Genomic DNA, 25,498 nt, shown 5'->3' with positions numbered 1-25,498 from the left:
CGGGCCTACACGGTATGCAGGCTCCGTAGGCCCGGTAAGCGCAGCGCCACCGGGCTTGGGGTTAGGCGGAGATCTGCTCCATCGCTTGTAAGATGCGCTTATCTGAAATCGGGTACGGGGTCCCCAGCTGCTGAGCAAAGAAGCTGACCCGCAGCTCCTCGATCATCCAGCGGATCGCCTGCACGTCGTCATCGTTACGGCGATTGGGCGGCAGCTTGTTCAACCACTGCTGCCACGCCTGCTGAACCTGCTCCACCTTCAGCATCTGGGCGCGATCGCGGTGCGGATCCACCGCCAGCTTCTCCAGCCGTTTTTCGATGGCCTGCAAATAGCGCAGGGTATCGCCCAGGCGGGCAAAGCCGTTACCGGTGACAAACCCGCGATAGACCAGACCTGACATCTGCGCCTTCACATCCGACAGTCCCAGCGCCATAGTCATATCCACGCGCCCCTTCAGGCGCTTGTTGATATTGAACACCGCGGTCAGGATCTGCTCTACCTGTTTGGCGATCTCTACCACCGTGTCGTTCAGCTCGGCGCGAACCTTCTCATGCAGCGCCGCGAAACCCTCTTCCGTCCATACCGGGCCGCCCGCCTCGTGGATCAGCTTATCCACGCCGCAGGCGATACAGTCGTCGATCAGCTCCAGTACTTTACCATAGGGGTTAAAGTAGAGTCCCAGCTTGGCTTTGTTAGGCAGCTTCTCGTGCAGATACTTAATCGGCGACGGGATATTGAGCAGCAGTAGTCTGCGCAGGCCGCGCCACATGGCCTGCTCCTGCTCCAGCGGGTTATCGAACAGCTTGATCGCCACGCTGTCGCGCTCGTCCACCAGCGCCGGCCAGGCCTTCACCTTATAGTTGCCGCGCTTCTGCTCATAGCTCTGGGCGAGGGTGCCGAAGCTCCAGATATGCAGGCCGCTCTGCTCGATGCCGTCATCGGCTACCGCCGAGAGCGTCTCCTGCACTTTGCCCTTCAGGCTCTCCTTCAGCGCCGTCAGATCACGCCCCTCTTGCAGCTTGCGGTTTTTGTCATCCACCACGCGGAAGCTGATCTTAAGATGGTCAGGCACCTGCTCCCACTGCCACGCGTCGCGATCGACGGTGACGCCGGTCATGCGGCGCAGCTCGCGCTCAAGGGCATCCAATAGCGGCAGCTCAAGCGGCGTGACGCGGCCCAGAAACGCCTCCGCGTAGTTGGGCGCGGGCACAAAGTTGCGACGGATCGGTTTTGGCAGCGATTTGATCAGGGCGATAATCAGCTCCCGGCGCAGGCCAGGGATTTGCCACTCGAAGCCGCTCTCCTCTACCTGGTTGAGCAGCGGCAGCGGAATATGTACCGTTACGCCGTCGGCGTCCGCGCCCGGCTCAAACTGGTAGCTCAGGCGCAGCTTCAGGTTGCCCTGGTGCCAGAAGTTGGGGTAATCCAGCTTGCTGACCTGCTCCGCGCCCTCTTTAATCAGCATGCTCTTTTCAAAGTTGAGCAGATCTGGCGTCTCGCGGCTGGCCTTTTTCCACCAGCTGTCAAAGTGGCGGGCTGAGATAGCATCAACGCTGATGCGCTGATCGTAAAACTCAAACAGCGTGTCGTCATCCACCAGAATATCGCGACGGCGCGACTTATGCTCCAGCTCTTCAATCTCGCTGCGCAGCTTCAGATTCTCGCGGAAGAAGGCGTGCCGGGTCTGCCAGTCGCCCTCTACCAGCGCATGGCGGATAAACAGCTCGCGGCTGAGCGCCGGATCGATCTGGCTGTAGTTAACCTTGCGCGCGGCGACCACCGGCAGGCCGTAGACGGTAACCTTCTCCGTCGCCATCACGGCACCCTGGGCCCGCTCCCAGTGCGGCTCGCTGTACGAGCGCTTGAGCAGATGCTGGGCCACCGGCTCGACCCACTCGGGATCGATACGCGCGGCGATACGCCCCCACAGGCGGCTGGTCTCGACCAGCTCGGCGACCATCGTCCACTTCGGCGGCTTTTTAAACAGGCCGGAGCCGGGGAAGATGGAGAAGCGAGCATTGCGCGCGCCGGTAAACTCCTGCTTGTCGGCATCCTTCATGCCGATATGCGACAGCAGACCGGTGAGTAGCGCAATATGGATCTCACGGTACTCTGCTGGCTCGCTGTTGACCGCAATACCCAGCTCCTTCACCACCTGGCGCAGCTGGGTGTAGATATCCTGCCACTCGCGCACCCGGAGGTAGTTGAGGTAGTCGGTGCGACAGAGACGGCGGAACTGGTTTGATGACAGCGCTTTCTGCTGCTCGCCAAGGTAGTTCCACAGGTTTACAAAGGCGAGGAAGTCAGACTCTTTGTCGTGGAAGCGGCGATGTTTCTCATCGGACGCCTGCTGCTTATCCATCGGCCGCTCACGCGGATCCTGAATGGAGAGCGCGGAGGTGATGATCATCGCCTCACGCACGCAGCCCAGCTTCTGTGCCTCAAGCACCATACGGGCCAGACGCGGATCCACCGGCAGCTGCGACAGCTGACGCCCTTGGGCGGTGAGCTTGTAGGCGGTCTGGCTCTCATCGGTGGTAATGGCTCCCAGCTCCTCCAGCAGGCGCACGCCATCCTGAATATTGCGGCGGTCCGGCGCTTCGACAAAGGGGAATGCCGCGATGTCGCCCAGCCCGAGGGCGGTCATCTGCAAAATCACCGACGCGAGGTTGGTGCGCAGGATCTCCGGATCGGTAAACTCCGGACGCGAGAGAAAATCGTCCTCGGAGTAGAGACGAATACAGATCCCTTCCGACACACGGCCGCAGCGGCCTTTACGCTGGTTGGCCGACGCCTGCGAAACCGGCTCAATCGGCAGACGCTGCACCTTGGTGCGATAGCTGTAGCGGCTGATACGCGCCGTGCCTGGATCGATTACATATTTGATGCCCGGCACGGTGAGCGAGGTTTCCGCCACGTTGGTGGCCAGCACAATGCGCCGTCCGCCGTGCGGCTGGAAGACGCGGTTCTGCTCGCTGTTCGACAGACGCGCATAGAGCGGCAGCACCTCGGTATGGCGCAGGTTGAGCTTGTTAAGCGCGTCGGCGGTGTCACGAATTTCGCGCTCGCCGCTCATAAAGATCAGGATATCGCCGGGACTTTCGCGGCCCAGCTCGTCTACCGCGTCGAAAATTGCCTGGAGCTGATCGCGCTCGGTATCATCCGCTTCTTCAACGATGGGACGATAGCGCACCTCAACCGGGTAGGTACGGCCCGAAACTTCGATAATCGGCGCGTTGTTAAAGTGGCGTGAGAAACGCTCTGGATCGATAGTCGCCGAGGTGATGATGATCTTCAGATCAGGGCGCTTCGGCAGCAGCTCTTTGAAGTAGCCCAGCAGAAAATCGATGTTCAGGCTGCGCTCGTGCGCCTCATCAATGATGATGGTGTCGTACTGCATCAGCAGGCGATCCTGCTGGATCTCGGCCAGCAGAATACCGTCGGTCATCAGCTTGACCATGGTGTTCTCGCTGACGTGATCGCTAAAGCGCACCTTATAGCCAATCGCACCGCCCGGCTCGCTTTTCAACTCCTCGGCAATGCGGTTTGCCACGGTGCGAGCCGCCAGACGTCGCGGCTGGGTATGGCCGATCAGACCCTTCACGCCCCGCCCAAGCTCCATACAGATTTTTGGCAACTGAGTGGTTTTACCGGAACCGGTCTCACCGGCGACAATCGTCACCTGGTTATCGCGGATCGCCTCCAGAATATCCTGCTTCTTCTGGCTAACCGGCAGATTGTCCGGATAGCTAATCTCCGGGCGTGCCGCCGCGCGCCGCTCAACAACTGTCGCGGCTTTGGCGATCTCCTGCGCCATCTCTTGCAGGATAGCCTGCTGTGATTCAGGATTTTTAACCTTCTTCACCCCATGCAGGCGGCGGGCGAAGCGCTGCCGATCCCGGAACATCAGGTTGTCGAGGTGATTGTTGAGGTCGGCGAAGGATAATTTCTGTTGTTCTGTCATAGTGTTATCGGGCAGGGTACTGCCAGTAAAATCTCGCTTTTACGTTGAGTGTAGAGTACCACATCCGTTCTCGCTTTGACTTATTCAAAAAATTCGAATGTAGGCTTCGATATATTGCGCTATTCAAGGCGCTGATTTGTGAATAAAGTGGCAAGCAATTACTTGGGGGCGAACCTCATCAAATACAACAAAGGAAACACCCATGAGCAAAGTATTAGTTCTTAAATCCAGTATTCTGGCAGGGTACTCGCAGTCTGGTCAGCTGGCTGACTATCTGGTCGATCAGTGGCGTGAAAAGAACGGCGCGGATGAGATCACCGTACGCGATCTGGCTGCTAACCCGATTCCGGTTCTGGACGGTGAGCTGGTTGGCGCGCTGCGCCCGAGCGATGCGCCGCTGACTCCGCGTCAGCAGGAAGCGCTGGCGCTCTCCGATGAGCTGATTGCCGAGCTGAAAGCCCATGACGTGATTGTGCTGGCGGCCCCGATGTATAACTTCAACATCCCGACCCAGCTGAAGAACTACTTTGACCTGGTTGCCCGTGCCGGCGTGACCTTCCGCTACACCGAAAACGGTCCGGAAGGCCTGGTAACCGGCAAGCGTGCGGTTGTGCTCTCCAGCCGTGGCGGCATCCATAAGGATACCCCGTCCGACCTGATCGCCCCGTACCTGAAGCTGTTCCTGGGCTTCATCGGCATCACTGACGTGAACTTCGTGTTCGCCGAAGGCATTGCCTACGGTCCGGAAGTAGCGACCAAAGCGCAGTCTGACGCTAAAGCGGCTATCGACAGCATCGTTACCGCCTAAGCATTTTCCCCTTCTGCTGCGGCAGAGGGGGTTTATCTACCCTTTCCGCTCTCTTTATTCCGAGCCGCGCCGCAAATCCCTTACGCCGTTATCCCCACTGCGCCACCCGTCGTTAGAATGCTGCTGGGTGCTTGAGGCTTTTTGCGGCTTCAGGCATGTCGGGAGTCCAAAAAGTTGAAAGCCCCAGGAGATATTTCTATCAACCTGAGGCTAACGACCAAACCCGACAGTTTGGATGTTAGCCCCTTCTTTGCATGGAGGCAATAACATGCCGACGAAATATGCCCTTGTGGCAATCATAGTGCTATGCGGTACGGCACTGGGATTTACGCTGATGGTGCGCGGCTCGCTGTGTGAGCTGAGCTTTAAGCAGCGTAGTATGGAGTTTAAAGCTGTTCTCGCTTACGAATCGAAGAAGTAGCTTTCATGCGGGGAGCAATCCCCGCAACAGCCAGATCGGGTTTGACCTCAACGCACCCTTTCCACTCCCGGTATGCCAGCCATGCGGCAAGCGCCGAGCCGATCAGCAGCAGCAGGCCGAAGGCAAACGGGCTCCACCAGCCAACGGCGTCAAACAGCATCCCGCCGACTCCTGCGCCAAGGGTAATGGCTAGCTGGATCACCGCCACCATCAAGCCTCCGCCCGCCTCGGCGTTGTCAGGCACGGCGCGGCTTAACCATAATCCCCATGCTACCGGTGCCGGAGTGGCAATTAATCCCCAGAGCGCAAGCAGCGTCACCGCGGCCGGAAACGTGCTTCCCAGCACAATCAGCAGCCCTGCCAGCAGGGCCATCATCAGCGGAATTGAGATCAGCCAGGCGTACATGCGGGTCTGAAGCAGATGGCCGATTGCCCAGGTGCCCAGCAGGCCAAACAGGCCCAGTGCCAGCAGCGTCAGCGAAAGCTGCGTCACCGAGACCCGAGTGACCTCCTCGAGGAAAGGACGGAGATAGGTAAATATCGCAAACTGCCCCATGAACAGAAACACGATCCCGGTCATACCGAGAGAAACCTGAGGGATACGCAGCAGCGCAAAAGGATTCCCTGAGCCTGCCTGCTTTTTAGTGCCCGGCATCGCGGGGATGCTTCGCCACTGCCAGATGAACGCCATCACCGCCAGCGGCACTACAACAAAAAAGGAGCCGCGCCAGCCAATATACTGGCCGAGGAAACTTCCCAGCGGCGCAGCCACCGTTGCCGCCAGCGCGTTTCCCCCGTTGATCAGCGCCAGCCCCCTGGCAATAGCGTGGGCCGGAACCAGACGCATCACGGTGGCGGTAGACATTGACCAGAATCCGCCGATCGCTACGCCCAGCAGCGCCCGACCAGCCATAAACATTATGCCGTTGATAGCAAACGTGACCATCAGGCCCGAAACCGTTAGCAATAACGTAAACGCCAGCAGGACCTTTTTACGGTCAAGATGCCCGGTGAGAGGGGTATTAAGCAGGCTGGTTATCACAGCAAACAGACCCGACACGGAGATAGCCTGCCCCGCCTGCCCCTGGCTTAAGGTGAGATCGCTGGCAATAGGGGTAAGCAGGCTTACCGGCATAAATTCAGAGGCAATCAGGACGACAACGCCCAGTGCCATGGAGAAGATAGCGCCCCATGCTGGCGGCGTATGGGGGTGATTTTGTTGCTGATGGACCATCTTAATTTCCTGCGTCAAATGAGATAACGATCCTAAATCAGCTAGTGTCTTTTAATTAGATAGGGTAATTTTTATGTACTTGTGAATTATGCTCAGCAATGACGATGGATAATAAGATGAATGACATCCTGGCCTTTTTGGCAGTGGCCAAAGAGAAGAGCTTTACCCGAGCCGCGGCACGCCTTCGCGTCAGCCCATCGGCCCTGAGCCACACCCTAAAAAACCTTGAAGCGCGCCTGGGGGTGAGGCTGCTAACGCGAACCACCCGTAACGTTGCTCCCACCGAGGCGGGAGAGCGGCTGATGCAGTCGGTGGGACCACTGTTTGAGCAGATTAACGCAGAAATTGACAAAATTGGCGAGCTGCGGGACAAGCCTGCGGGAACCATCAGGATCACCTGTTCCGATGACGCCGCTGAACAGCTTCTCCGCCCGGCCTTGCCCGCGTTTTTCAGAGAATACCCTGACGTTAATGTCGAAATTGCTATTGATTACGGATTTACCAATATTGTCGAACAGCGTTTTGATGCGGGGATCCGGCTGGGAGAGTCTATTAGTCAGGATATGATTGCCGTCCGGCTTGGTCCCGACTGGCGGCTCTCGGTGGTTGCCGCTCCCGCCTATTTTGCCGGGCACTCCGTGCCCGTTCACCCGCAGGAGTTGACTCAGCATCAGTGTATTAATATCCGCCACTCTATCGGCGGGAGCGTCTATGCATGGGAGTTTGAGAAAGAGGGCCGAAGCATGAGCGTTAAGGTTAACGGCCAGCTGACGGTTAACAGCAATATTCATATTCTCAACGGCGCGCTGGATGGTATCGGCCTGGCCTGTGTTCCCGACTTTATGGCGAAACCCTATATTGATAACGGGCAATTGCAGGAGGTTCTGGTGGACTGGTGCCCCTACTTTTCCGGATTTCATCTCTACTACCCTAACCGCAGCGATACCTCCCCTGCTTTTGCCGCCTTCGTCAACGCCGTGCGTTATAAAGGGAAATAGACCCACACCTCTCGCCATTGCTGAAATAAACTCAACGGTTCTTGAAGCTAACCCCAATTTATCTCAGCAATGCTTGTGGCTACTCTCCTCTCAACGAAATATACGCAGAGGAGCACAGGGCCATGAATTCATCACGTCGATCTTTTTTGCAGGCATCAATGGTAGCTGGCGCAGCCGGGGCCTTCGGTATGCCCGCGGCTTTTGCGCAACGTCCAGCAACCGTGCAGGCGGGGCAAGCCTTAACGCTTACATCAGAATGGGACAAAACTTTTCCTAAAAGCAGCCGGGTCGATCATGAAAAAGTGACCTTTGGTAACCGCTACGGCATCACGCTGGCAGCCGATCTCTATCAGCCCAGGAGCCGTACCGGCGCGAAGCTGCCCGCTATTGTTCTGAGCGGCCCTTTTGGTGCGGTGAAAGAGCAGTCCTCTGGCCTCTACGCCCAGACGCTGGCCGAGCGTGGGTTTATCACCCTGGCATTCGATCCCTCTTTCACCGGTGAAAGCGGAGGCGCCGTCAGAGATACCGCCTCGCCGGAAATCTTTACTGAAGACTTCAGTGCGGCGGTGGATTTTATTGGTCTTCTGCCCGGCGTTGATCGCCAGCGTATTGGCGCGATGGCTATCTGCGGGCTGAGCGGAATGGCTATCACGGCGGCATCGAGCGACTCGCGTATTAAAGCCGTGGCTACCGCCTCTATGTACGATATGTCCCGCAGCATGAGTCGGAGCTATAAAGATAGCTATACCCTGGAGCAGCGCCACAAGGTCATCGACTATCTTAGCCAGCAGCGCTGGGCTGATGCTGAAAGCGGCAGCTTTGCCCGTGGCTATCATGAGGTACCCTTTGATGCTGACGGCAAGGTTATCAAAAGTGCGCGCCTGTTCCCGGACTCATTGCCAGCAGATGCCGACCCGGTGGTAGTCAGCTTCTTTAATTACTACTGCAAGCCGCGTGGTTTCCATCCGCGATCCATCAACTCTACTCGAGCATGGACGGCCACGACGCCGATGGCGTTCTTCAGCTTCCCACTGATGGCGAATATCAATATGGTTGCGCCTCGTCCGCTGATGCTGGTCGCTGGCGAGAACGCGCACTCGCTCTACTATTCGCAGGATGTCTATAATGCTGCCAGCAATCCGAGAGAGCTGGTGATCGTACCGGGTGCCGATCACGTCGATCTCTATGACAAAACAGATAAAATTCCCTTCGATCGCCTTGAAAACTTCTTCAGAGAGAACCTGAAATAGCCATTAGCCAGGACTCAGGCTTGCCTGGGTCCGCTATTTCTGCTCCTTGAGCAAGGCCTCCACCTCTTTGTCCGCCTTGATGTTGATGTCATGCTCAATCTTCACGTTCATATTGATGGTGATTGGCTCCTTAGGGGCGGCCACCTCGATACGCGGCGTGCAGCCGCTCAGGGTTAGCAGAAGCAGCAGGCCAAAAGAGACTTTTAGGATCTTCATTCTTTTTCCTTACATCCTCGATTGGATGAACAGCCCGGCAGCGCCGCATGCTGTTCAAGCCATGTCTCTACGTTGTCGCCGTAGCGCAGGCTGCGCCACAGGGTGAAGACGTTTTCTTCATGATGGTAGTTGAGATTCACGGTGTTGCGCTTCCCCTCGGCGTAGCTGGTGCCGTGCAGCGTCGCCTGAAGCGTCAGCGCCCCCTGATTGTCGAGATTGAGCGTAGTCCACGAGCGCGAGATCTCCATATAGCGCAGCCAGTTAATGGCTGCCCCTGCCGCGATATTCTTCTTCGCCAGCGCGTCGGCGGTATCATTATCAAGACGCAGCGTCAGCGCGGCAGGACTGTTGAGCCAGCCATCCTTAATCAGCCACTTCTCATGTTCAAGCCACAGCGGCAGCGCGCCATTGATCGGCCCGGAGAGCGCAATTTGCTTCGGATGCAGGGCGGTAATCAGCTCGCTTGAGGAGATATGTTGCAGGCGTAGCAGCGCGGCATCGTGCTGGGGCATCCGCAACTGCTGCATGGTCACTTTGCCACCCAGCAGATCGACGCTGACGTCGCTGAGCAGCAGCGGATTATCCTCGTGCCACGGGTAAGCCCCTTGCAAATCGGCGGTAAAATTGCGGGCGGTAACCTGGTTGGTAATTTCAGCAATGCGCAGGGACACCGGCCCACGCGTGCCAAACTGCCAGCCTGTCTCACTAAAACGGAAAGGTAAGATAAAGTCGACGCCGTTAAATTTATTATCGGGCAGCCAGGCGCTGCCCTGACGGATCACCCCGTGGCCACCGGCTTCAAATCCCTGCTCCGCCGCAGCGGAGAAGGCGACCTGGGCATAGAGCTCGCCGTCGCGCAGATCCATCTTCCAGTCGGGCGGCACCAGCGGTTGAAAAACGCTTAGCGGCTGACGAGGCCACCAGGCCAGCCCCCGCAGGCGCTCCCCGTCCCAGCGTCCGTTGACCCGTACCGGTCCGATCGCCGCCGCATGGAGGTCGCCCTTGAACTGAAACAGGGTCGGATCGCTGCCCTCGACGCTGAACTTAAGCGTTGAGGGAGGTAAAGCTCCGCCGCCGTTGATAGAGGTCTCCTGCGCGTCCAGCGCCAGCGCACCGCTCAAGTGTGGATGCTGCGGATCGCGCGACCAGCGAATGGGCGCGTCAAGCACCAGCCGGGGCTGGCGAACCTGCACACTGCCATACTGTAACTTATCGAAACCGGTAGAGAGATCCGTCAGGACGATCTCGCTGTCATGCCACTCGCCCCGGCCCTTAACATCCCATCGCGCCTGCATCGGCGTAAAGTTGCCGTCGCCCCAGTAGGCCCACTGCCACAGCCCGTTATCCGGCAGAAAATCCTGCGCCCGACCGTCGAGATGCAGCACAAAATCTCCCAGCTGCGCCTCATGGGCCCGCAGAATAGCCTGTAGTCGACCGCCCACGCCCTGGCGGGTCAGCGTGACGCTGGCCAGCGGCCAACGAATCTCATCAATATTCAGGGAATCAATGACTCGTCCGCGGGAGCGCAGCAGCGCGCCGGGAGAGAAGCGCAGCTGCGGCTCGGCCAGGGAGCCGGTTAGCTGGGCAGGCAGCACGGCATAGAAGATTAGATCGCCCTGCTTCGCCTCGCCGGTGAGCTGGACCGGCATCGCGCTCTCTTTTGTGCTCAGGTGTCCTGGCCCAAAGCTCAGCACCGCATTGCCTTTGCCAGCCTGCCCCTGGGTTAGCACGTTCAGCCGACCGCTAATTTCACTCTTCTCCAACCCCTGCTGCCAGTTTTTCACCTGCACACCAACGCGCCCGCTAAGGGGAACGCCTGCCTGATACGGCCATTGCCAGCGGCCATCGCTAATCGTCAAACGCTGACGGGTCACCTGCCACGGTAGATCAAGGAGCGGATCGGGGTTGTCCCTGGCCATGACAATCAGCTGGCCTGTGTTATCCCGCCACTCCAGCTCGGCATCAACGGGAGACGGGACCTGCGGCAGGCTGAGCGTCGCGGTAGCCCGCCCATTAACGGGTGCACCTGCAGGCAGGCGTGGCAGGGTAAATTCTCCCGACAGCGCGATCGGCGGCTGACCGTCGAGCAGAGAGAGCGCCAGCTCGTTGAGCGTCAACACCTGCCCGCGCAGGGTGGCATCAAGCGTAAGTCTCTCCCCGCGATAGCGCAGCTGCTGAACCTTTGGGGTTAACGAGAGGGAGAGTGCCCCCTGCCACGCCTGAAAAGGTGACACTGTCACTCTATCAACGTTAACCCATGCATAGGGTAGCATAGCCTGCCACTCGGCCAGGGTGCGCGGCGCGGCGGTTGAGGGTTCAGTTTGCGGGAGCTTTTCAAGACAGGTCTGGTTGAGATCGACCGCGTCGATCGTCAGCTGCCAACGGCTGGGATGGGTGATCTCTGCGTTCTGGATCCACGCCAGGGGGCAATCGCCCACCAGATAACGCAGATCGGGGATTTGCAGCGCGTGCCGGGTCAGGCGCGGGCTGGCCTCCAGCATGATACGGGTACCTGCGGGTAGCCAGATACCCGCAAGCCCCGGCAGCCACTGGGCGAGCGTAAGCAGCAGCGTCAGCGGCAGCAGTATCAACAGCAGGAGAAGCGCAATGGCGGCTTTATATTTACCCTTCATGGGCAAGTCAGCGTCCCGAAAAGTAACCCAAACTGCCGCCATTGTGCCACGTTAAGCTGTTGATTACATACTATCAACGGCCCTTACTTTTAGTGGTGCAGCATCTCGTCGACCACCTGCTCCTTGCTGAGTTGATACGGATAGTAGGTTGGCCAGTTGTCCATCTCCTTCAGCAGCGCCTCCTGCGAGGTGTTGCCCATAAAGATATGGAAGTGCGCTGACTTGCGTGGGGCGATAGTGTGATCGCTGAACTGTACAAACTTCGGCGCGCTGCTGCTGGCGTCTTTACACTCAAACAGATAGCGCACGCCCTTTTTGCCGGAGGCGTAGGTGAGAATTTTATAGCCCGCAGATTCGTACTGACAGCTGCTTACCTTGTCACCGGTATGAAACTCCATCACGCCGTTCTCAATGCCCAGCGTATCGATGTCGGTAATATACCCCTTGCGGTAGTACTCTTTAATCTCATCAGCGGTTTTACCTTTCTCTTTCTCAGCCTTCTTTTTGAAAACCGGATCGAGATCGCCGCTCAGCAGATAGGGATAGATGGACTGCCACATGCCGTCCCAGTCGCTCAGCTCGCGCGCTTTAACGTCTTTATCATCGAACTCGCCCTCGGCGGCTTTTTGCTCCAGCGCCGTCAGCGGTTTGCCGTGCGAATGGTGACCGTGCGCCAGCGCCTGCCCCCCCATTAATAACGTTCCCAGAGCGACTGCAAGTTTTCCAAAATGGTTAGCCAAAATTCTACCCTCAATCCATGTTAAGAATTGAGATGTTATATTATAACATTATGAACATCAATTCTTATGTTAAGCAGTATGGTAAATGGCTATAATTACTCCTAAATCACTGGAGAACAGCCTATGAAACTCGCTGTATATAGCACTAAGCAGTACGATAAAAAGTACCTGCAACAGGTTAACGAGAGCTATCAATACGATCTTGAATTCTTCGACTTCCTGCTAACGGAAAAAACGGCGAAAACGGCCCACGGCTGTGACGGGGTGTGCATCTTTGTTAACGATGACGGCAGCCGACCTGTACTGGAAGAGTTAAAGAAGCAAGGCGTAAAGTTTATCGCCCTGCGCTGCGCTGGCTTTAACAACGTCGATCTCGACGCGGCAAAAGAGCTGGGGCTACGCGTGGTTCGCGTCCCGGCCTACTCCCCGGAGGCGGTAGCTGAACATGCAGTGGGCATGATGATGACCCTTAACCGCCGTATTCACCGCGCCTATCAGCGTACCCGCGACGCTAACTTTTCGCTGGAGGGCCTGACCGGCTTCACCATGCACGGTAAAACCGCAGGCGTCATCGGCACCGGGAAAATCGGCATTGCCGCCCTGCGGATCCTGAAAGGCTTTGGTATGCGCCTGCTGGCGTCCGATCCCTATCCGAGCGCAGCGGCGCTGGAGTTAGGCGTCGAGTATGTCGATCTGCCGACGCTGTTTGCCAACGCCGACGTGATCACCCTGCACTGCCCGCTGATGGAAGATAACTACCATTTGCTTAACCGCGACTCTTTTGCGCAGATGAAGGATGGGGTAATGATCATCAACACCAGCCGCGGCGGGCTGATCGACTCCCAGGCGGCCATTGAAGCGCTGAAGACGCAGAAGATTGGTGCGCTGGGTATGGACGTGTATGAGAACGAGCGCGATCTCTTCTTTGAAGATAAGTCGAACGACGTGATCCAGGATGATATCTTCCGCCGCCTCTCCGCCTGCCATAATGTGCTGTTCACCGGTCATCAGGCATTTTTAACCGCCGAAGCGCTGATCAGCATCTCGGAAACGACCCTGGAGAACCTCCGCCAGCTGGAAAACGACGGCCAATGCCCTAACGCCCTGGTCTAAACAGGTAATAAGTGCCTCCCTCCGTGTACGGAGGGAGTTTCAGACTATCCCGCAAGACTTCCTCCACCGTACTGATAAAATAGAAATTACCACGGAGAATCTTCAGGGAATCAGTATGAAAAGAGTTATGGCATTAACCGCATTGTGTGTTCTGCTGGCAGGCTGCGTGCGGGACGGAAAGGTCTCCGTGACCAGCGAGCAGCTCATCGGCCACCGCTTCGTGCTGGAAAACGTTAACGGCACCGCTGTTACGCCGGGCGAGAATCCACCCGAGCTGCGCTTCGGGGAGAAAATGGCCATTTCCGGCAGCATGTGCAACCGCTTCTCCGGCCAGGCAAAGCTCTCCAGCGGCGAGCTGTCGGCGAAAGAGCTGGTAATGACTCGCATGGCCTGCGCCGATCCGCAGCGCAGCGAACTGGATACCGTTATTGGCACCCTGCTTAAAGAGGGCGCGCAGGTAGACCTTACCGATAGTCAACTGACGCTGACAACGGCGGATCAGACTCTAATCTATAAGCTGGCTGACGCGGCGCAGTGATCAGTAGCTGCCGCAGGTGCCTGTGGCAAGAGATTGCTCGCTACAGCGTTTACCGTTAGGCAGCGCACACATGCCCGTGGCGGAGCCATCGAGCTGACGGGCAATTGAGAGCGAACCACCAATCATGGCGCAGTTGGCCTGCCCCGAGCTTGACATCGCAGCCTTCAGACCCGGCGCAACGTGTGCTGCCGTGGCCTGCTGTACAGGCTCGCTGCTACATGCCGAAAGTAACCAGACGGCACACCCTACCCATAACGCTGTACGCATTTCTTCTCCCTCTCTGAGTTAGCAAAACCTATGCATAATAGGCAGCGTAGCGCCTGACGTCGAGAGGAGGATGCGGGTTTTCTGTCCGGCATAGCGTTTTTTACAATGCTGGCGCTATGCCACAGGTTTGATGAAGCGGTTTACGCCGGGGTGCGTAAATCCAGCGCTACATGGGCAGCGGAGAGAGGTGCTGAGACGTTATCCAGAATGACCATGGATGATTTACAAAAAATACATTTTGCGCCGAAGGGATTAGCTTCGCTAACGTCAAAATGTGAGGTTCTGTATTGTGACCCATGACAACATGGGCATCGGAAATGAATGTGATTAGTAATAATAGTGTCCTTTTTTCATAATTATGCTCAACGAGAGCTGGCCGTTTGGGCCTGCCTTAACCCGCTGATTCCCATTAAAAGTATAGCGGTAGTTATCGTATTCGCAGAGAAAGATGCAGAGAAAGTTACAGGCTGAATAAATTTTTTATCAGCGGGGAAAACATCTACAGGGAAATATCAGAAGATACAAACAGTGAGAGGGTTTCGTAGAGTACAAAGATAGTTTCAGTGCTACATCGTTAGGCTATTAACGCATGATTATCCGCACAGTGCAAGGGGTAAATTGAAATAGTTTTGCAGTGCTACGTACGGGAAAATGGTGCCCGACATTTTGCGATATCTTCACTTTCAGATCAAAAACCGCTCCTGGACGGCTGTCTATACTGGAGTGAGAGAGTGAACATTTAAGCAATGAGAGCAAACTTATGATCACAGTTGATGGTAATGGCGCGGTCGCCTCGGTGGCGTTCCGGACCAGCGAAGTTATCGCCATATACCCGATAACTCCCAGCTCGACGATGGCCGAGCAGGCAGATGCCTGGGCCGGCAACGGGCTGAAGAACGTGTGGGGCGATACGCCTCGGGTGGTAGAGATGCAGTCCGAAGCTGGCGCGATTGCCGCCGTACACGGCGCGTTGCAGACGGGGGCGCTTTCGACCTCCTTTACGTCGTCACAGGGTCTGCTGCTGATGATCCCAACCCTCTACAAGCTGGCGGGTCAGCTGACGCCCTTTGTCCTGCACGTTGCCGCCCGCACCGTTGCCACCCATGCGCTCTCTATCTTTGGCGATCACTCCGACGTGATGGCCGTACGCCAGACCGGCTGCGCCATGCTCTGTGCAGGCAGCGTTCAGGAGGCGCAGGATTTCGCCTTGATCTCCCACGTTGCCACCCTGAAGAGCCGGGTGCCCTTTATTCACTTCTTTGACGGCTTCCGCACCTCTCACGAGATCAACAAAATCGTGCCGCTGGCTGATGAGACCATCCGCAGCCTGCTGCCCGCCGATGAGATCGCGGCCCATCGCGCTCGCGCTCTGAACCCGGAGCACCCGGTAATTCGCGGTACCTCTGCCAACCCGGACACCTACTTCCAGTCTCGCGAGGCCACCAACCCGTGGTACAACGCGGTTTATGATCGCGTTGAACAGGCGATGAACGACTTTGCCGAGGCCACCGGCCGCCGCTATCAACCGTTTGAGTACTACGGCCACCCGCAGGCGGAACGGGTTATTGTGATTATGGGTTCGGCAATCGGCACCTGCGAAGAGGTGGTTGATGAGCTGTTAACCCGCAATGAGAAGGTCGGCGTGCTGAAGGTGCGCCTCTATCGCCCCTTATCGGCACAGCATCTGCTGGCCGCGCTGCCGCAAAGCGCCCAGCGCATTGCCGTGCTGGATCGCACCAAAGAGCCAGGTGCGCAGGCGGAGCCGCTCTATCTGGATATCATGACCGCGCTGGCAGAGGCCTTTAACCAGGGCGAGCGCGACACATTGCCGCGGGTGATCGGCGGGCGTTACGGCCTCTCTTCAAAAGAGTTTGGCCCGGAGTGCGTGTTGGCTATCTTTAACGAGCTGCGGGCGGACAAGCCCAGGCCGCGCTTTACCGTCGGCATTTATGATGATGTCACCAACCTCTCCCTGCCGCTGCCGGAAAATACCCTGCCCTCAGGCGCTAAGCTTGAGGCGCTGTTCTACGGGCTTGGCAGCGACGGCAGCGTCTCGGCGACCAAAAACAATATCAAAATTATCGGTAATGCCACGCCGTGGTATGCCCAGGGCTATTTCGTCTACGACTCAAAAAAAGCTGGTGGCCTGACGGTCTCCCATCTGCGGGTCAGCGAGCAGCCGATTCGCTCCGCCTATCTGATCTCGCAGGCGGATTTTGTTGGCTGCCACCAGCTACAGTTTATCGATAAGTACCAGATGGCCGAACGCCTGAAACCCGGCGGTATCTTCCTGCTCAATACGCCCTACAGCGCCGATGAGGTCTGGGCACGACTGCCGCAGGAGGTGCAGGCGGTGCTTAACCAGAAGCAGGCCCGCTTCTATATTATCAACGCAGCGAAGATTGCCCGCGAGTGCGGCCTGGCAGCACGAATCAACACCGTTATGCAGATGGCGTTTTTCCATCTGACGCAGATTTTACCTGGCGATACCGCGCTGGCAGCATTGCAGGGGGCCATTGCCAAAAGCTACAGCAGCAAAGGCCAGGAGCTGGTCGAGCGTAACTGGCAGGCGCTGGCGCTGGCCCGCGAATCGCTGTTTGAAGTGCCGCTGGAGCAGGTTAATGCCACCAGCCCGTACCGCCCGCCGGTAGTTAGCGACGCCGCACCGGACTTTGTGAAAACCGTCACCGCCGCGATGCTGGCCGGGCTGGGCGATGCGCTGCCGGTCTCTGCCCTGCCGCCGGACGGCACCTGGCCGATGGGCACTACCCGCTGGGAAAAACGCAACATTGCCGAAGCGATCCCTATCTGGAAGCCGGAGATCTGTACCCAGTGTAACCACTGCGTCGCCGCCTGCCCGCACTCCGCCATTCGCGCGAAAGTGGTCTCCCCTGAAGCGCTGGAGAACGCCCCGGCGTCGTTGCAGTCGCTGGACGTTAAATCCCGCGATATGCGTGGCCAGAAGTACGTCCTGCAGGTCGCCCCGGAGGACTGCACCGGCTGTAACCTCTGCGTAGAGGTATGCCCGGCCAAAGATCGCCAGAACCCGGAGATCAAGGCCATCAATATGATGTCGCGCCTTGAGCACGTAGAGGAGGAGAAGGTTAACTATGACTTCTTCCTCGACCTGCCGGAGATCGATCGCAGCAAGCTGGAGCGTATCGACATTCGCACCTCGCAGCTGATTACTCCGCTGTTTGAGTACTCCGGAGCCTGCTCCGGCTGCGGTGAAACGCCTTATATCAAGCTGCTAACCCAGCTCTACGGCGACCGGATGCTGATTGCTAACGCTACCGGTTGCTCCTCAATTTACGGCGGCAACCTGCCCTCTACCCCCTACACCACCGATGCCAACGGGCGCGGTCCGGCGTGGGCTAACTCGCTGTTTGAGGATAACGCCGAGTTCGGACTGGGTTTCCGCCTCACCGTTGACCAGCATCGCCAGCGGGTGATGCGTCTGCTGGAGACCTTCTCCGAGGCGATCCCGGCCGAGCTTAACGCCGCTCTGCATGCAGAAGCGACGCCGGAGGTTCGTCGGGAACAGGTTGCCGCCCTGCGCCAGCATCTAAGCGGCGTAGCGGGAGCCGAAGAGCTGCTGACGGATGCCGATGCGCTGGTGGAGAAATCTATCTGGCTGATTGGCGGCGACGGCTGGGCTTACGATATTGGCTTTGGCGGATTGGATCACGTCCTGAGCCTGACGGAGAACGTCAACATTCTGGTGATGGATACCCAGTGCTACTCCAACACCGGCGGCCAGGCTTCGAAGGCGACGCCGCTTGGGGCGGTGACCAAGTTTGGCGAGCACGGCAAACGCAAGGCGCGTAAGGATCTGGGCGTCAGCATGATGATGTACGGCCATGTTTATGTGGCGCAGATTTCACTTGGCGCGCAGCTTAACCAGACGGTGAAGGCGATTCAGGAGGCAGAGTCCTATCCGGGTCCGTCGTTGATTATCGCCTACAGCCCTTGTGAAGAGCACGGTTACGATCTGGCCCTCAGCCACGATCAGATGCGCCAGCTCACGGCCACCGGCTTCTGGCCGCTCTACCGCTTCGATCCGCGTCGCGCCGACGAAGGCAAGCTGCCGCTGGCACTGGATTCCCGTCCGCCGTCAGATGCGCTGGCCGACACGCTGTTGAAAGAGCAGCGTTTCCGTCGCCTTAACGCCCAGCAGCCGGAGGTGGCAGAGCAGCTGTGGAAGGATGCCACCGCCGATCTGCAAAAACGCTATGACTTCCTGGCGCAGCTGGCTGGAAAAGCGGAGAAGAGCGAGGCGGAATAAGACCCTGTTTTTGCCCGGCATTGCCGGGCAAAACGTGTAATAATCTCTCCTGTGTCGACCTGCCCAGGAGCCCCGCCATGCGTCATCAACCTGTTGTATCATCACGCATCGCCTCCGTAGGCTATGACGAAGCCTCCTGCACGCTAGAGATCCTGTTCCATGACCGGAGCTGCTATCAGTACCACGGCGTGCCGCTGCGCATATTTACCGTGTTTTTGACCGTAGTGTCGAAAGGCCGCTTTTATGATGGAGTGGTAAAGGGGAAATTTCCCGAACGGCGGATAATGCGTTAAACCAGGCCGCTCCTTCAGATGTAAAAACGGCGCAATAACGCCGTTTCATTGTGGTGTGGTCACATATTAATGTGAGTAGTCAGCCCATTATTGAACGCTCTTTGTAGAGTGGCTTCTGTTTATGAAAAGCATCAATAAAGCAGCGCAACACACTGATAAAAGTGGAACAAGCAAAGTCATTTTAAAGCTGGCCAGTTGTGCCATCAGACCGGCAATCCCGTTACCAGCCATCATGCCTGTGCGCATGGCATTGGAGTGGAATGCTGATGCAAAACCGCTGCGTTCTGGCAAAGCATCCTGAATAATAGAAATGCCCAGACCGACAAAGATACCAAAGAATAATCCGTTGAAAAGTTGCAGCACAATCAGTTCGGTCATGTTAGTGGCCAGCTGAAGCAGGCTGTAATAGACGGCAGCAAAGAGAAATCCGATCATAATTAGCGGTTCCTTCCCTGTTTTCCCTGCCAGATGTGCAGCGGCAAGCATAACGGGAATCTCCATTATCGCGGTTGCGCCCAGCAGGAAGCCCGGAAAAGAGGCTGGTAAATTAAGCTCCTGTACCAGGTACAGCGGCATAATGGTCAGGTACATATTATTCGACAAATTTGCCAGCATCATTACTGCTCCCAGTGCCCAAATAATGCCTGTAATAGGGGCTTTACTGGCTTGAGCTGTTTTTGCTGTGCCTGTATCGACTGTTTTTTTAATCTTCGGAAGCAGCAACTGGCTGGCAAGTAAGGTCATGGCTGAAAGCAGAGCTGAAGCCAGAAAATTAAAGGTGAATCCAAATTTGTCGGCGAAGACAAATGCCAGAGCAGGTCCCGCAATCCATACAATCGACACGCCCGAGCGCATTTGCGTATTGAGCCGTGTAGCATTAAGCCCTGCCGTCAATGAATGCTTTCGGATCATCGACAGGAGTAGCGGAATAGACGCATTTCCTGGCCCCATCAGGAAAATGCCGATGGCCAGAGCCTGAATAGGTTGATGACAGAAACTGAAGGCTAAACCCGCCAGAAAAAGGGCCATAACAGAAATAATGAAAAGTTGCCTGGCCGGATATCCCTTATCTGCAAGAGAACCCATCAGTTGGCTGAAAAATAACCCCGACAGGGCAAATCCCAGGCTGTAGAAAGTGATGAAAATCGGACTGGCATGTAATCCGTTTATCAAATACAGGCTCATTACAGGCAAAATGAAGGCATATGAAATGGCGGTCATTACGTTTATCAGGAACAGCCGCCCGGTAATCCCGGAAAAAAAAGCCATAAAAAACAACATCTCTATGTAAGTTAAACTTCTTTTTTAACACAGAATCTTCTCACGGCCGCGAAATATTTCACTCCACACGAGCTGTACTGGTTTTTTGGCTACCGGAGCCTCGTCAGCAGACCTGTGTTCAGCTTCTTAATATTCTGACCCGGTACGTCCGCTTCTCACACACAGGGAACATTGTCCCTTACGCATGTCTGCTATGTGCCAGGAACGGACTTTAAAAAATTCGCTTCTGATCATCAATAGGGAGCAAGTCAAAGCGTCATTGCGACCTCGTTGCCACCAGAAAGAGCAGTTGAAAATGTGTCCGGAATAGCGGGAAAATAGGCCCGTATTTTGACGTTGTTAAGTGAATGAAGAGAGGTCAAAACGATCCCCGCGTGTTGTCGGGTGCGAAATTACAATAAACTCTACGGTAGACTCGCTGTCGTTTCTGGCTTGATGCTTTGACCCCGGGGGAATTTCCAGCCCCTGCTGGGCCTTTATATTATGAATTTCACCTTCCAACTCCATTGACAGAACACCCTTAAGAACAAAGAAAAACTGTCTGGAAACGGAGTGGAAATGCCGTTTTTCGGCAGTGCCTGGAGGCATTTGCTCATGAATGACTAGCATGTCCTGCCGGTTTACCAGATACCAACCGTCGCAATTGTCACCCCAGACATAATGCTCTGCATTGTCCTTTGAAATCATCACTCTTCTCCTGTTGGTATATGACTGACTTTCATAGCCTTAAAAAAGTTATACCAGGAAGTGTTGTCCGTTACACATGTTTAATTATCTTTTTATAATCGGCAGATCTGACCATCGGGTGGTGTAGCGCGGCGAGAGCATCTCGCGCTTCATCTGCCACGCCTGCTGGATCCCCTGCCCAGCAAAATAGAGCGTCCCCTGCCCGCGTTTTTTGTTCAGCTCGTCCAGCACCGCCATCAGCGCCTCGCTGCCGGGACGCGGCGCGTTGGCATCAAAAAGATCGAGCTGCGCCACGCCCTGGCTGTAAAAATCCCCCAGCATCACGCCCGCCTTCTGATAGCGATGGCCATCGCGCCAGATGGTCTCCAGACAGTTTGTCGCAGCGTGGATAATATCCCGGCTGTCCTGAGTAGGCGTCAGCAGCTTCACCATCGCGCTGTTACCGTAGTAAGGCTCCCCTGCGGCAAAGGGTGAGGTTTTCACAAAGGTAGAGATGACACGGCAGTACTGATGCTGGCCGCGCAGCCTGGCCGCCGCCCGCGAGGCATAGGTACAGACGGCCTGCCTGACCGATTCATAGTCCGCTGTCCGCTCGCCAAAGCTGCGGCTGCAAACAATCTCCTGCTTTGCCGGAACAAACTCATCGAACGCCAGGCAGGATTCCCCCCGCAACTCCCGCACCGTACGCTCCATAACGACGCTGAACTGCTTGCGGATAAAACGGATATCGCTATCGGCGAGCTGCAGTACGGTTTTGATCCCGTGCGCATCCAGCGCTTTCGCGAGGCGTCGCCCAATTCCCCACACCTCCCCGACCGGCAGCCGTTCCATCAGCCGCCGCTGGCGGTCGACGTTAGAGAGATCCACCACGCCGCCCAACTGCGGCCAGCGCTTGGCGGCATAGTTAGCCAGCTTGGCCAGGGTTTTGGTCTGCGCAATCCCTACCCCGACTCTCAGGTGGGTATCACGCCATAGCGTGTTACGAATCTCCTGGCCAAACTCCTCCAGCACGCGGCAGTTACGCACCCCGGAGAGATCGCAGAACGCCTCGTCAATGGAGTAGACGTCTACCCGTGGGCAGAGCATCTCTAACGTGCCCATGACGCGGCGGCTCATGTCGGCGTACAGCTCATAGTTGCTGCTAAAGCAGGTGACGCGGTGGGCGCGAAACAGCTCCCGCTGCTTGAAGAACGGTGCGCCCATGGTAATGCCCAGCTTTTTCGCTTCCGCACTGAGAGCGATCACGCAGCCATCATTATTGCTGAGCACCACCACCGGCTTGCCTTGCAGATCGGGTCTGAAGACCGTTTCACAGCTGGCATAGAATGAGTTCACATCCACCAGGGCGAACATGATTCAGCACGTGAATTTAATTATGTGGGTGACCACGCCGAAGATTTCGAGCGCCTCTTCACTGCCGATGCGGATGGGCGTATAGCGGGGATTGCGGGGATTAAGCTGGATCACGGGGCGAAGCTGAAGCTCTTTAACGGTAAATTCACCGTCGACGGCAGCGATAACAATATCGCCATGGGCGGCGGTACGGGAGCTGTCTACCACCAGCAGGTCGCCATCGTTAATGCCGCCGTCGATCATTGAATCCCCTGCCGCTTTGACAAAATAGGTCGCGTTGGGGTGGTGGATCATTAATTCGTTTAAGTCGAGACTCTGTTCTACATAGTCCTGCGCCGGTGAGGGAAAACCGCACGGCACCAGATCGCCAAAGAGAGGAAACGCGAGAACTTCGCGCAGCTCAGCGGGCTTATAAAATGTTAAACTCACGAACGTCACCTTATTATAATAAGTTACTGTGTATTTATACAGTAGATTTATATGGTGTCGCGATCAAGTGGCTTAAGTAAATGCTTATCGCCACTTGTCTAATTACGAATAATAAAAATCGTTATTTATCAATTAATTAATGCATATGTAAATTTTTGACTTTTGCATTTAATCGCTTACTTTATACACGCAGCATATTTAAAATCCCACCGCCTGGCCGTCGCGGCGGCTGTCGCTGGCGATAACATAACCGTCGCTGCCTTCGGTGGTCAGCTTCCAGATAAACTGGCCTGAACCAAAGTCCATGTACGGGTCGTTAAGCGAGGTAAAGCGATGCCCGCGCTTACCCAGCTGCTCCGCCACGCCCTGATGAAAACCGACCTCCACCCCTGCCTCGCCTCTTTCCCCTCCTCTCAATTATCCACGTACGTGAATAGTCATTTCTATTTGTCCCTATTTTTTAAAAATACGCGCAAAGCTAAAGTTCACCCACACCGAACATGACGCTCCCTAACAGGGTGCAGAGCAGCGGCAAACTTAACCATGAAAATGACGATTCACTTTGGGCTTGTGCTGGCAGCGCTACTTATGCTGCCGGTGGCCCACTCACGGGAAACCAAAACAATGACAACGTCAGCGCAGGACATCACCATCGCTCAGCGGCTTATCGACCACCATTTTGCGATCTGGAACGACCGTAACCCGGCGAGCCGCATCGAGGAGTTCGCCCAGGTCTACACGCCAGACTTTTTTGCCGCCGATGAGGACGGTGTAACTACCGGCTATGCCAGCGTGGTGAAGATGATTGAGAAAGTCCAGGCCGGGCACCCAGGCTTTACCTTCACCCCCGACCCAATCAGTTGGAATTACGGCATCGGTCGTGTGACCTGGGGCTATGGGCCGAAAGAGAACCCTAACCTGGTGCGCGGCGAAGATATCTTCACGCTTCAGGACGGCAAAATATCCAGCGCGCGCGTGTTTATTGATAACAAATTAGGCCATTAACCATGAAACGTATAATTACGCTGATTACCTTTCTGGCGCTAAGTTTTGGCGGCATGGTGCAGGCGGCAGGCATTAACGCCGCAGGCGTCGACCACGCTGGCATTAACGTACCTGATTTAAAACAGGCTGAAACGTTCTTTCATGACACCTTCGGCTGTGTACCGGTAACCCATATCGGCCCGTTCGATCTGGCTGCGCTGGCTTCGCCCGACGGTAAAAAGCAGACCGGCAGCGTCTCCATCAGTATGATCCGCTGTGGTACTGGCTCGAACATTGAGCTGTTTGAATACAAGAACGCGCAAGGCAGCACTGTCATGCCTGGCATGGCGGATATCGGCGCATCACATATCGCATTCTATACCGATGACGTGAAAGCGGGCGTCGCGTACCTGAAATCACAGGGACTGACTATCCTCGGTGAACCTATCACTATGGCCAGCGGCGATACTGCCGGTGAAACCTGGGTGCACTTCCGCTCGCCATGGGGTTCTGATATGGAGCTGGTGGGTTACCCCAATGGCAAAGCGTATGAAAAAACGTCTCATGTAAGGCTGTGGAACCCGAAGCACCCGGCGGAGTAAGCATCCGCACCAATGAAAAAGCTGCCTCCGGGCAGCTTTTTCATATCGCCGACAACCTCAGAACAGCGTATCGAGCTCTTCAACAACGCGGTAATCATCATCAATCAGCAGCAGCGTTTTGAATTTATCGAATGTCAGACACGGATGTGACGTGCCAAACACCAGGATGTCACCGACGCGGACGTCGCTTTCTGGGGCCAGCTTCACCATACAGTGCTGATCCATCACCCCGACGCTGACGATGGCCTGCGGCTGAAACGGCAGCACCTGGCCGTTGCGGTAGTGGGCAATGGGCTGCGGTAGCCCGGCGTCAAAGGCACAGTCGCGCTTGCCGAAGTTGACTACCGCACGGTCGGCTTCAGGCACCGATTGCACCATCGCCACCAGCTCCAGGGCGGAGACCAGATCGCCGCCCAGATCGCAGGCGACGCGGTCGCGCTCCATCAGCGTCTGCTGCGCGTCGGCATAAATCCCCCGGTCGTGGGTGATGTAACAGCCCGGACGGATCACAATTCGGCACCGGGCCGGTTTCTTTGCGTTGAGCCAGATATCACACACCACGTCATACCAGACGGTACCGGCTCCGGTGAGAATAAATTCACCGTCCACCAGACCTTCCATGCGGCAGGCAAGCTCCGCGGCATCGCGCAGCAGCGCTTCGACCTGCGGCTGCGGATCGTCGCCGTGCAGTACGCCCTCATACAGCTCCAGCCCGCGCAGCCGCAGCCCCGGCAGGTCGTGAATTCTCTGCGCCAGCGCCAGCGCAGCGTCGATGCTGCGACAGCCGCAGCGCCCGCCAGGTACGCCCAGCTCCACCAGCACATCCAGCGTCTGGTTTTGCGCAGCAAAAAAGTCTGAAAGCGCAGCGGCATTGTCTACGCTGTCCACACAGCAGACGTAATCTACCTCGCGGTAATGCTGTTTAAGCTGAGTAATCAGCTGCATGTTGGCTTTCCCTACCAGCTGGTTAACCATCAGCACGCGCTTAATGCCGCTCGCCATTGCCGCCCCGGCCTGCCAGGTGCTGCCAACGCCAATCGCCCATGCGCCCGCCTGCTGCTGCGCCTGAAAGATCCACGGCGTCATGGTGGTTTTGCCGTGCGGTGCCAGCGAGACGCCACGCGTGTCAGCATAGCGTTGCATCCAGTCGATGTTATTGCGCAGCGCCGACTGTTTGATCACCGCCGCAGGCAGGCAGACATCTTCCGCCAGCACGTTCGCCGGGGTGCGCATGACGGCGGACTTGTGGGTCACCAACGTATCGGAATGGTATTTCATAACATAATCCTTATCCGGTTATTGCATCTTAACGTTAAAATAACATATTTATCTATATGAAAATAAAGGATTAAATATAATATTGTTATGTAATTTGAATAAAAGTATCACAAAACGATCTGAC

Annotated in this window: 23 protein-coding genes; 10 read left to right on the top strand and 13 right to left on the bottom strand. The window is 56.4% G+C overall.

Annotation, left to right across the window (positions count from 1 at the left end):
• Nucleotides 1-61: 61 nt before the first annotated feature.
• The gene (gene hrpA / locus RTM13_RS02015) at nt 62-3,964 is read right to left on the bottom strand and encodes an ATP-dependent RNA helicase HrpA (RefSeq protein WP_312209680.1); all 3,903 of its coding nucleotides are present in this window, start codon (nt 3,962-3,964) and stop codon (nt 62-64) included.
• Between the two features lie 202 nt (nt 3,965-4,166).
• Between hrpA and azoR the strand changes: the two genes are divergently transcribed.
• On the top strand, nt 4,167-4,772 hold the full coding sequence (gene azoR / locus RTM13_RS02010; RefSeq protein WP_312209678.1) for an FMN-dependent NADH-azoreductase: 606 nt from the start codon (nt 4,167-4,169) through the stop codon (nt 4,770-4,772).
• A gap of 268 nt (nt 4,773-5,040) precedes the next feature.
• A complete protein-coding gene (locus RTM13_RS02005) occupies nt 5,041-5,193 on the top strand; it encodes a Hok/Gef family protein (protein ID WP_072015212.1) in 153 nt (50 codons plus the stop codon).
• Here the strand turns inward: RTM13_RS02005 and RTM13_RS02000 are convergent.
• Complete coding sequence (locus RTM13_RS02000) at nt 5,159-6,433, bottom strand: MFS transporter (protein ID WP_409456026.1); 1,275 nt, start codon at nt 6,431-6,433, stop codon at nt 5,159-5,161. The two genes, RTM13_RS02005 and RTM13_RS02000, sit on opposite strands and share 35 nt — an antisense overlap.
• 110 nt (nt 6,434-6,543) lie before the next feature.
• Here RTM13_RS02000 and RTM13_RS01995 point away from each other — a divergent pair, with 110 nt between their 5' ends.
• Together RTM13_RS01995 and RTM13_RS01990 are read left to right on the top strand one after the other, a co-directional pair.
• The gene (locus RTM13_RS01995; protein WP_312209676.1) at nt 6,544-7,425 is read left to right on the top strand and encodes a LysR family transcriptional regulator; all 882 of its coding nucleotides are present in this window, start codon (nt 6,544-6,546) and stop codon (nt 7,423-7,425) included.
• 122 nt (nt 7,426-7,547) lie between these two features.
• Nucleotides 7,548-8,675, top strand: a complete 1,128-nt coding sequence (locus RTM13_RS01990; RefSeq protein ID WP_312209675.1) for a CocE/NonD family hydrolase — start codon at nt 7,548-7,550, stop codon at nt 8,673-8,675.
• A 33-nt stretch (nt 8,676-8,708) separates the two neighbouring features.
• Here RTM13_RS01990 and RTM13_RS01985 read toward each other — a convergent pair whose 3' ends face one another.
• The 3 genes from RTM13_RS01985 to zinT form a co-directional block, all read right to left on the bottom strand.
• The gene (locus tag RTM13_RS01985; protein ID WP_312209673.1) at nt 8,709-8,891 is read right to left on the bottom strand and encodes a YnbE family lipoprotein; all 183 of its coding nucleotides are present in this window, start codon (nt 8,889-8,891) and stop codon (nt 8,709-8,711) included.
• Entirely contained in the window at nt 8,888-11,524 is a 2,637-nt protein-coding gene (locus tag RTM13_RS01980) for a YdbH family protein (protein ID WP_312209671.1), read from the bottom strand. Before RTM13_RS01980 ends, RTM13_RS01985 begins: the two co-directional genes overlap by 4 nt.
• An 89-nt stretch (nt 11,525-11,613) precedes the next feature.
• The gene (gene zinT / locus RTM13_RS01975) at nt 11,614-12,264 is read right to left on the bottom strand and encodes a metal-binding protein ZinT (protein ID WP_312209670.1); all 651 of its coding nucleotides are present in this window, start codon (nt 12,262-12,264) and stop codon (nt 11,614-11,616) included.
• Between the two features lie 123 nt (nt 12,265-12,387).
• Between zinT and RTM13_RS01970 the strand changes: the two genes are divergently transcribed.
• Nucleotides 12,388-13,377, top strand: coding sequence for a 2-hydroxyacid dehydrogenase (locus RTM13_RS01970; RefSeq protein ID WP_312209668.1), 990 nt, complete (start codon nt 12,388-12,390; stop codon nt 13,375-13,377).
• A 115-nt stretch (nt 13,378-13,492) separates the two neighbouring features.
• The gene (gene hslJ / locus RTM13_RS01965; protein ID WP_312209666.1) at nt 13,493-13,915 is read left to right on the top strand and encodes a heat shock protein HslJ; all 423 of its coding nucleotides are present in this window, start codon (nt 13,493-13,495) and stop codon (nt 13,913-13,915) included.
• Here hslJ and RTM13_RS01960 read toward each other — a convergent pair whose 3' ends face one another.
• On the bottom strand, nt 13,916-14,182 hold the full coding sequence (locus RTM13_RS01960; RefSeq protein ID WP_312209664.1) for a DUF333 domain-containing protein: 267 nt from the start codon (nt 14,180-14,182) through the stop codon (nt 13,916-13,918).
• A gap of 140 nt (nt 14,183-14,322) precedes the next feature.
• The gene (locus RTM13_RS01955; RefSeq protein WP_312210118.1) at nt 14,323-14,517 is read right to left on the bottom strand and encodes a cold-shock protein; all 195 of its coding nucleotides are present in this window, start codon (nt 14,515-14,517) and stop codon (nt 14,323-14,325) included.
• Between the two features lie 425 nt (nt 14,518-14,942).
• Between RTM13_RS01955 and nifJ the strand changes: the two genes are divergently transcribed.
• Together nifJ and RTM13_RS01945 are read left to right on the top strand one after the other, a co-directional pair.
• The gene (gene nifJ / locus RTM13_RS01950; RefSeq protein WP_312209662.1) at nt 14,943-18,467 is read left to right on the top strand and encodes a pyruvate:ferredoxin (flavodoxin) oxidoreductase; all 3,525 of its coding nucleotides are present in this window, start codon (nt 14,943-14,945) and stop codon (nt 18,465-18,467) included.
• A 77-nt stretch (nt 18,468-18,544) separates the two neighbouring features.
• Nucleotides 18,545-18,760 (top strand): KTSC domain-containing protein, encoded by a 216-nt coding sequence (locus tag RTM13_RS01945; protein ID WP_312209660.1) that lies wholly within the window; start codon nt 18,545-18,547, stop codon nt 18,758-18,760.
• Nucleotides 18,761-18,847: 87 nt separating this feature from the next.
• On the opposite strand, the gene RTM13_RS01940 is transcribed toward RTM13_RS01945, so the two are convergent.
• The 5 genes from RTM13_RS01940 to RTM13_RS01920 form a co-directional block, all read right to left on the bottom strand.
• Complete coding sequence (locus RTM13_RS01940; protein WP_312209658.1) at nt 18,848-20,029, bottom strand: sugar efflux transporter; 1,182 nt, start codon at nt 20,027-20,029, stop codon at nt 18,848-18,850.
• 351 nt (nt 20,030-20,380) lie between these two features.
• Complete coding sequence (locus tag RTM13_RS01935) at nt 20,381-20,728, bottom strand: cupin domain-containing protein (RefSeq protein ID WP_312209656.1); 348 nt, start codon at nt 20,726-20,728, stop codon at nt 20,381-20,383.
• 84 nt (nt 20,729-20,812) lie between these two features.
• Complete coding sequence (locus RTM13_RS01930) at nt 20,813-22,081, bottom strand: Y-family DNA polymerase (protein WP_312209655.1); 1,269 nt, start codon at nt 22,079-22,081, stop codon at nt 20,813-20,815.
• Nucleotides 22,082-22,084: 3 nt separating this feature from the next.
• Complete coding sequence (locus RTM13_RS01925; RefSeq protein WP_312209654.1) at nt 22,085-22,510, bottom strand: translesion error-prone DNA polymerase V autoproteolytic subunit; 426 nt, start codon at nt 22,508-22,510, stop codon at nt 22,085-22,087.
• A 198-nt stretch (nt 22,511-22,708) separates the two neighbouring features.
• A complete protein-coding gene (locus RTM13_RS01920; RefSeq protein ID WP_312209653.1) occupies nt 22,709-22,897 on the bottom strand; it encodes a hypothetical protein in 189 nt (62 codons plus the stop codon).
• A 156-nt stretch (nt 22,898-23,053) separates the two neighbouring features.
• On the opposite strand from RTM13_RS01920, the gene RTM13_RS01915 reads away from it, so the two are divergent.
• Together RTM13_RS01915 and RTM13_RS01910 are read left to right on the top strand one after the other, a co-directional pair.
• Complete coding sequence (locus RTM13_RS01915; RefSeq protein ID WP_312209651.1) at nt 23,054-23,515, top strand: nuclear transport factor 2 family protein; 462 nt, start codon at nt 23,054-23,056, stop codon at nt 23,513-23,515.
• A 2-nt stretch (nt 23,516-23,517) separates the two neighbouring features.
• Complete coding sequence (locus tag RTM13_RS01910) at nt 23,518-24,096, top strand: VOC family protein (protein ID WP_312209649.1); 579 nt, start codon at nt 23,518-23,520, stop codon at nt 24,094-24,096.
• 57 nt (nt 24,097-24,153) lie between these two features.
• Here the strand turns inward: RTM13_RS01910 and RTM13_RS01905 are convergent, their stop codons facing one another.
• Entirely contained in the window at nt 24,154-25,374 is a 1,221-nt protein-coding gene (locus RTM13_RS01905; protein WP_312209647.1) for an amino acid deaminase, read from the bottom strand.
• Nucleotides 25,375-25,498 lie beyond the last annotated feature (124 nt).

This window comes from Pseudescherichia sp. (assembly GCF_031979925.1).
Classification (GTDB): Bacteria; Pseudomonadota; Gammaproteobacteria; order Enterobacterales; family Enterobacteriaceae; genus Pseudescherichia.
This window is presented reverse-complemented; position numbering and strand designations above follow the sequence as displayed.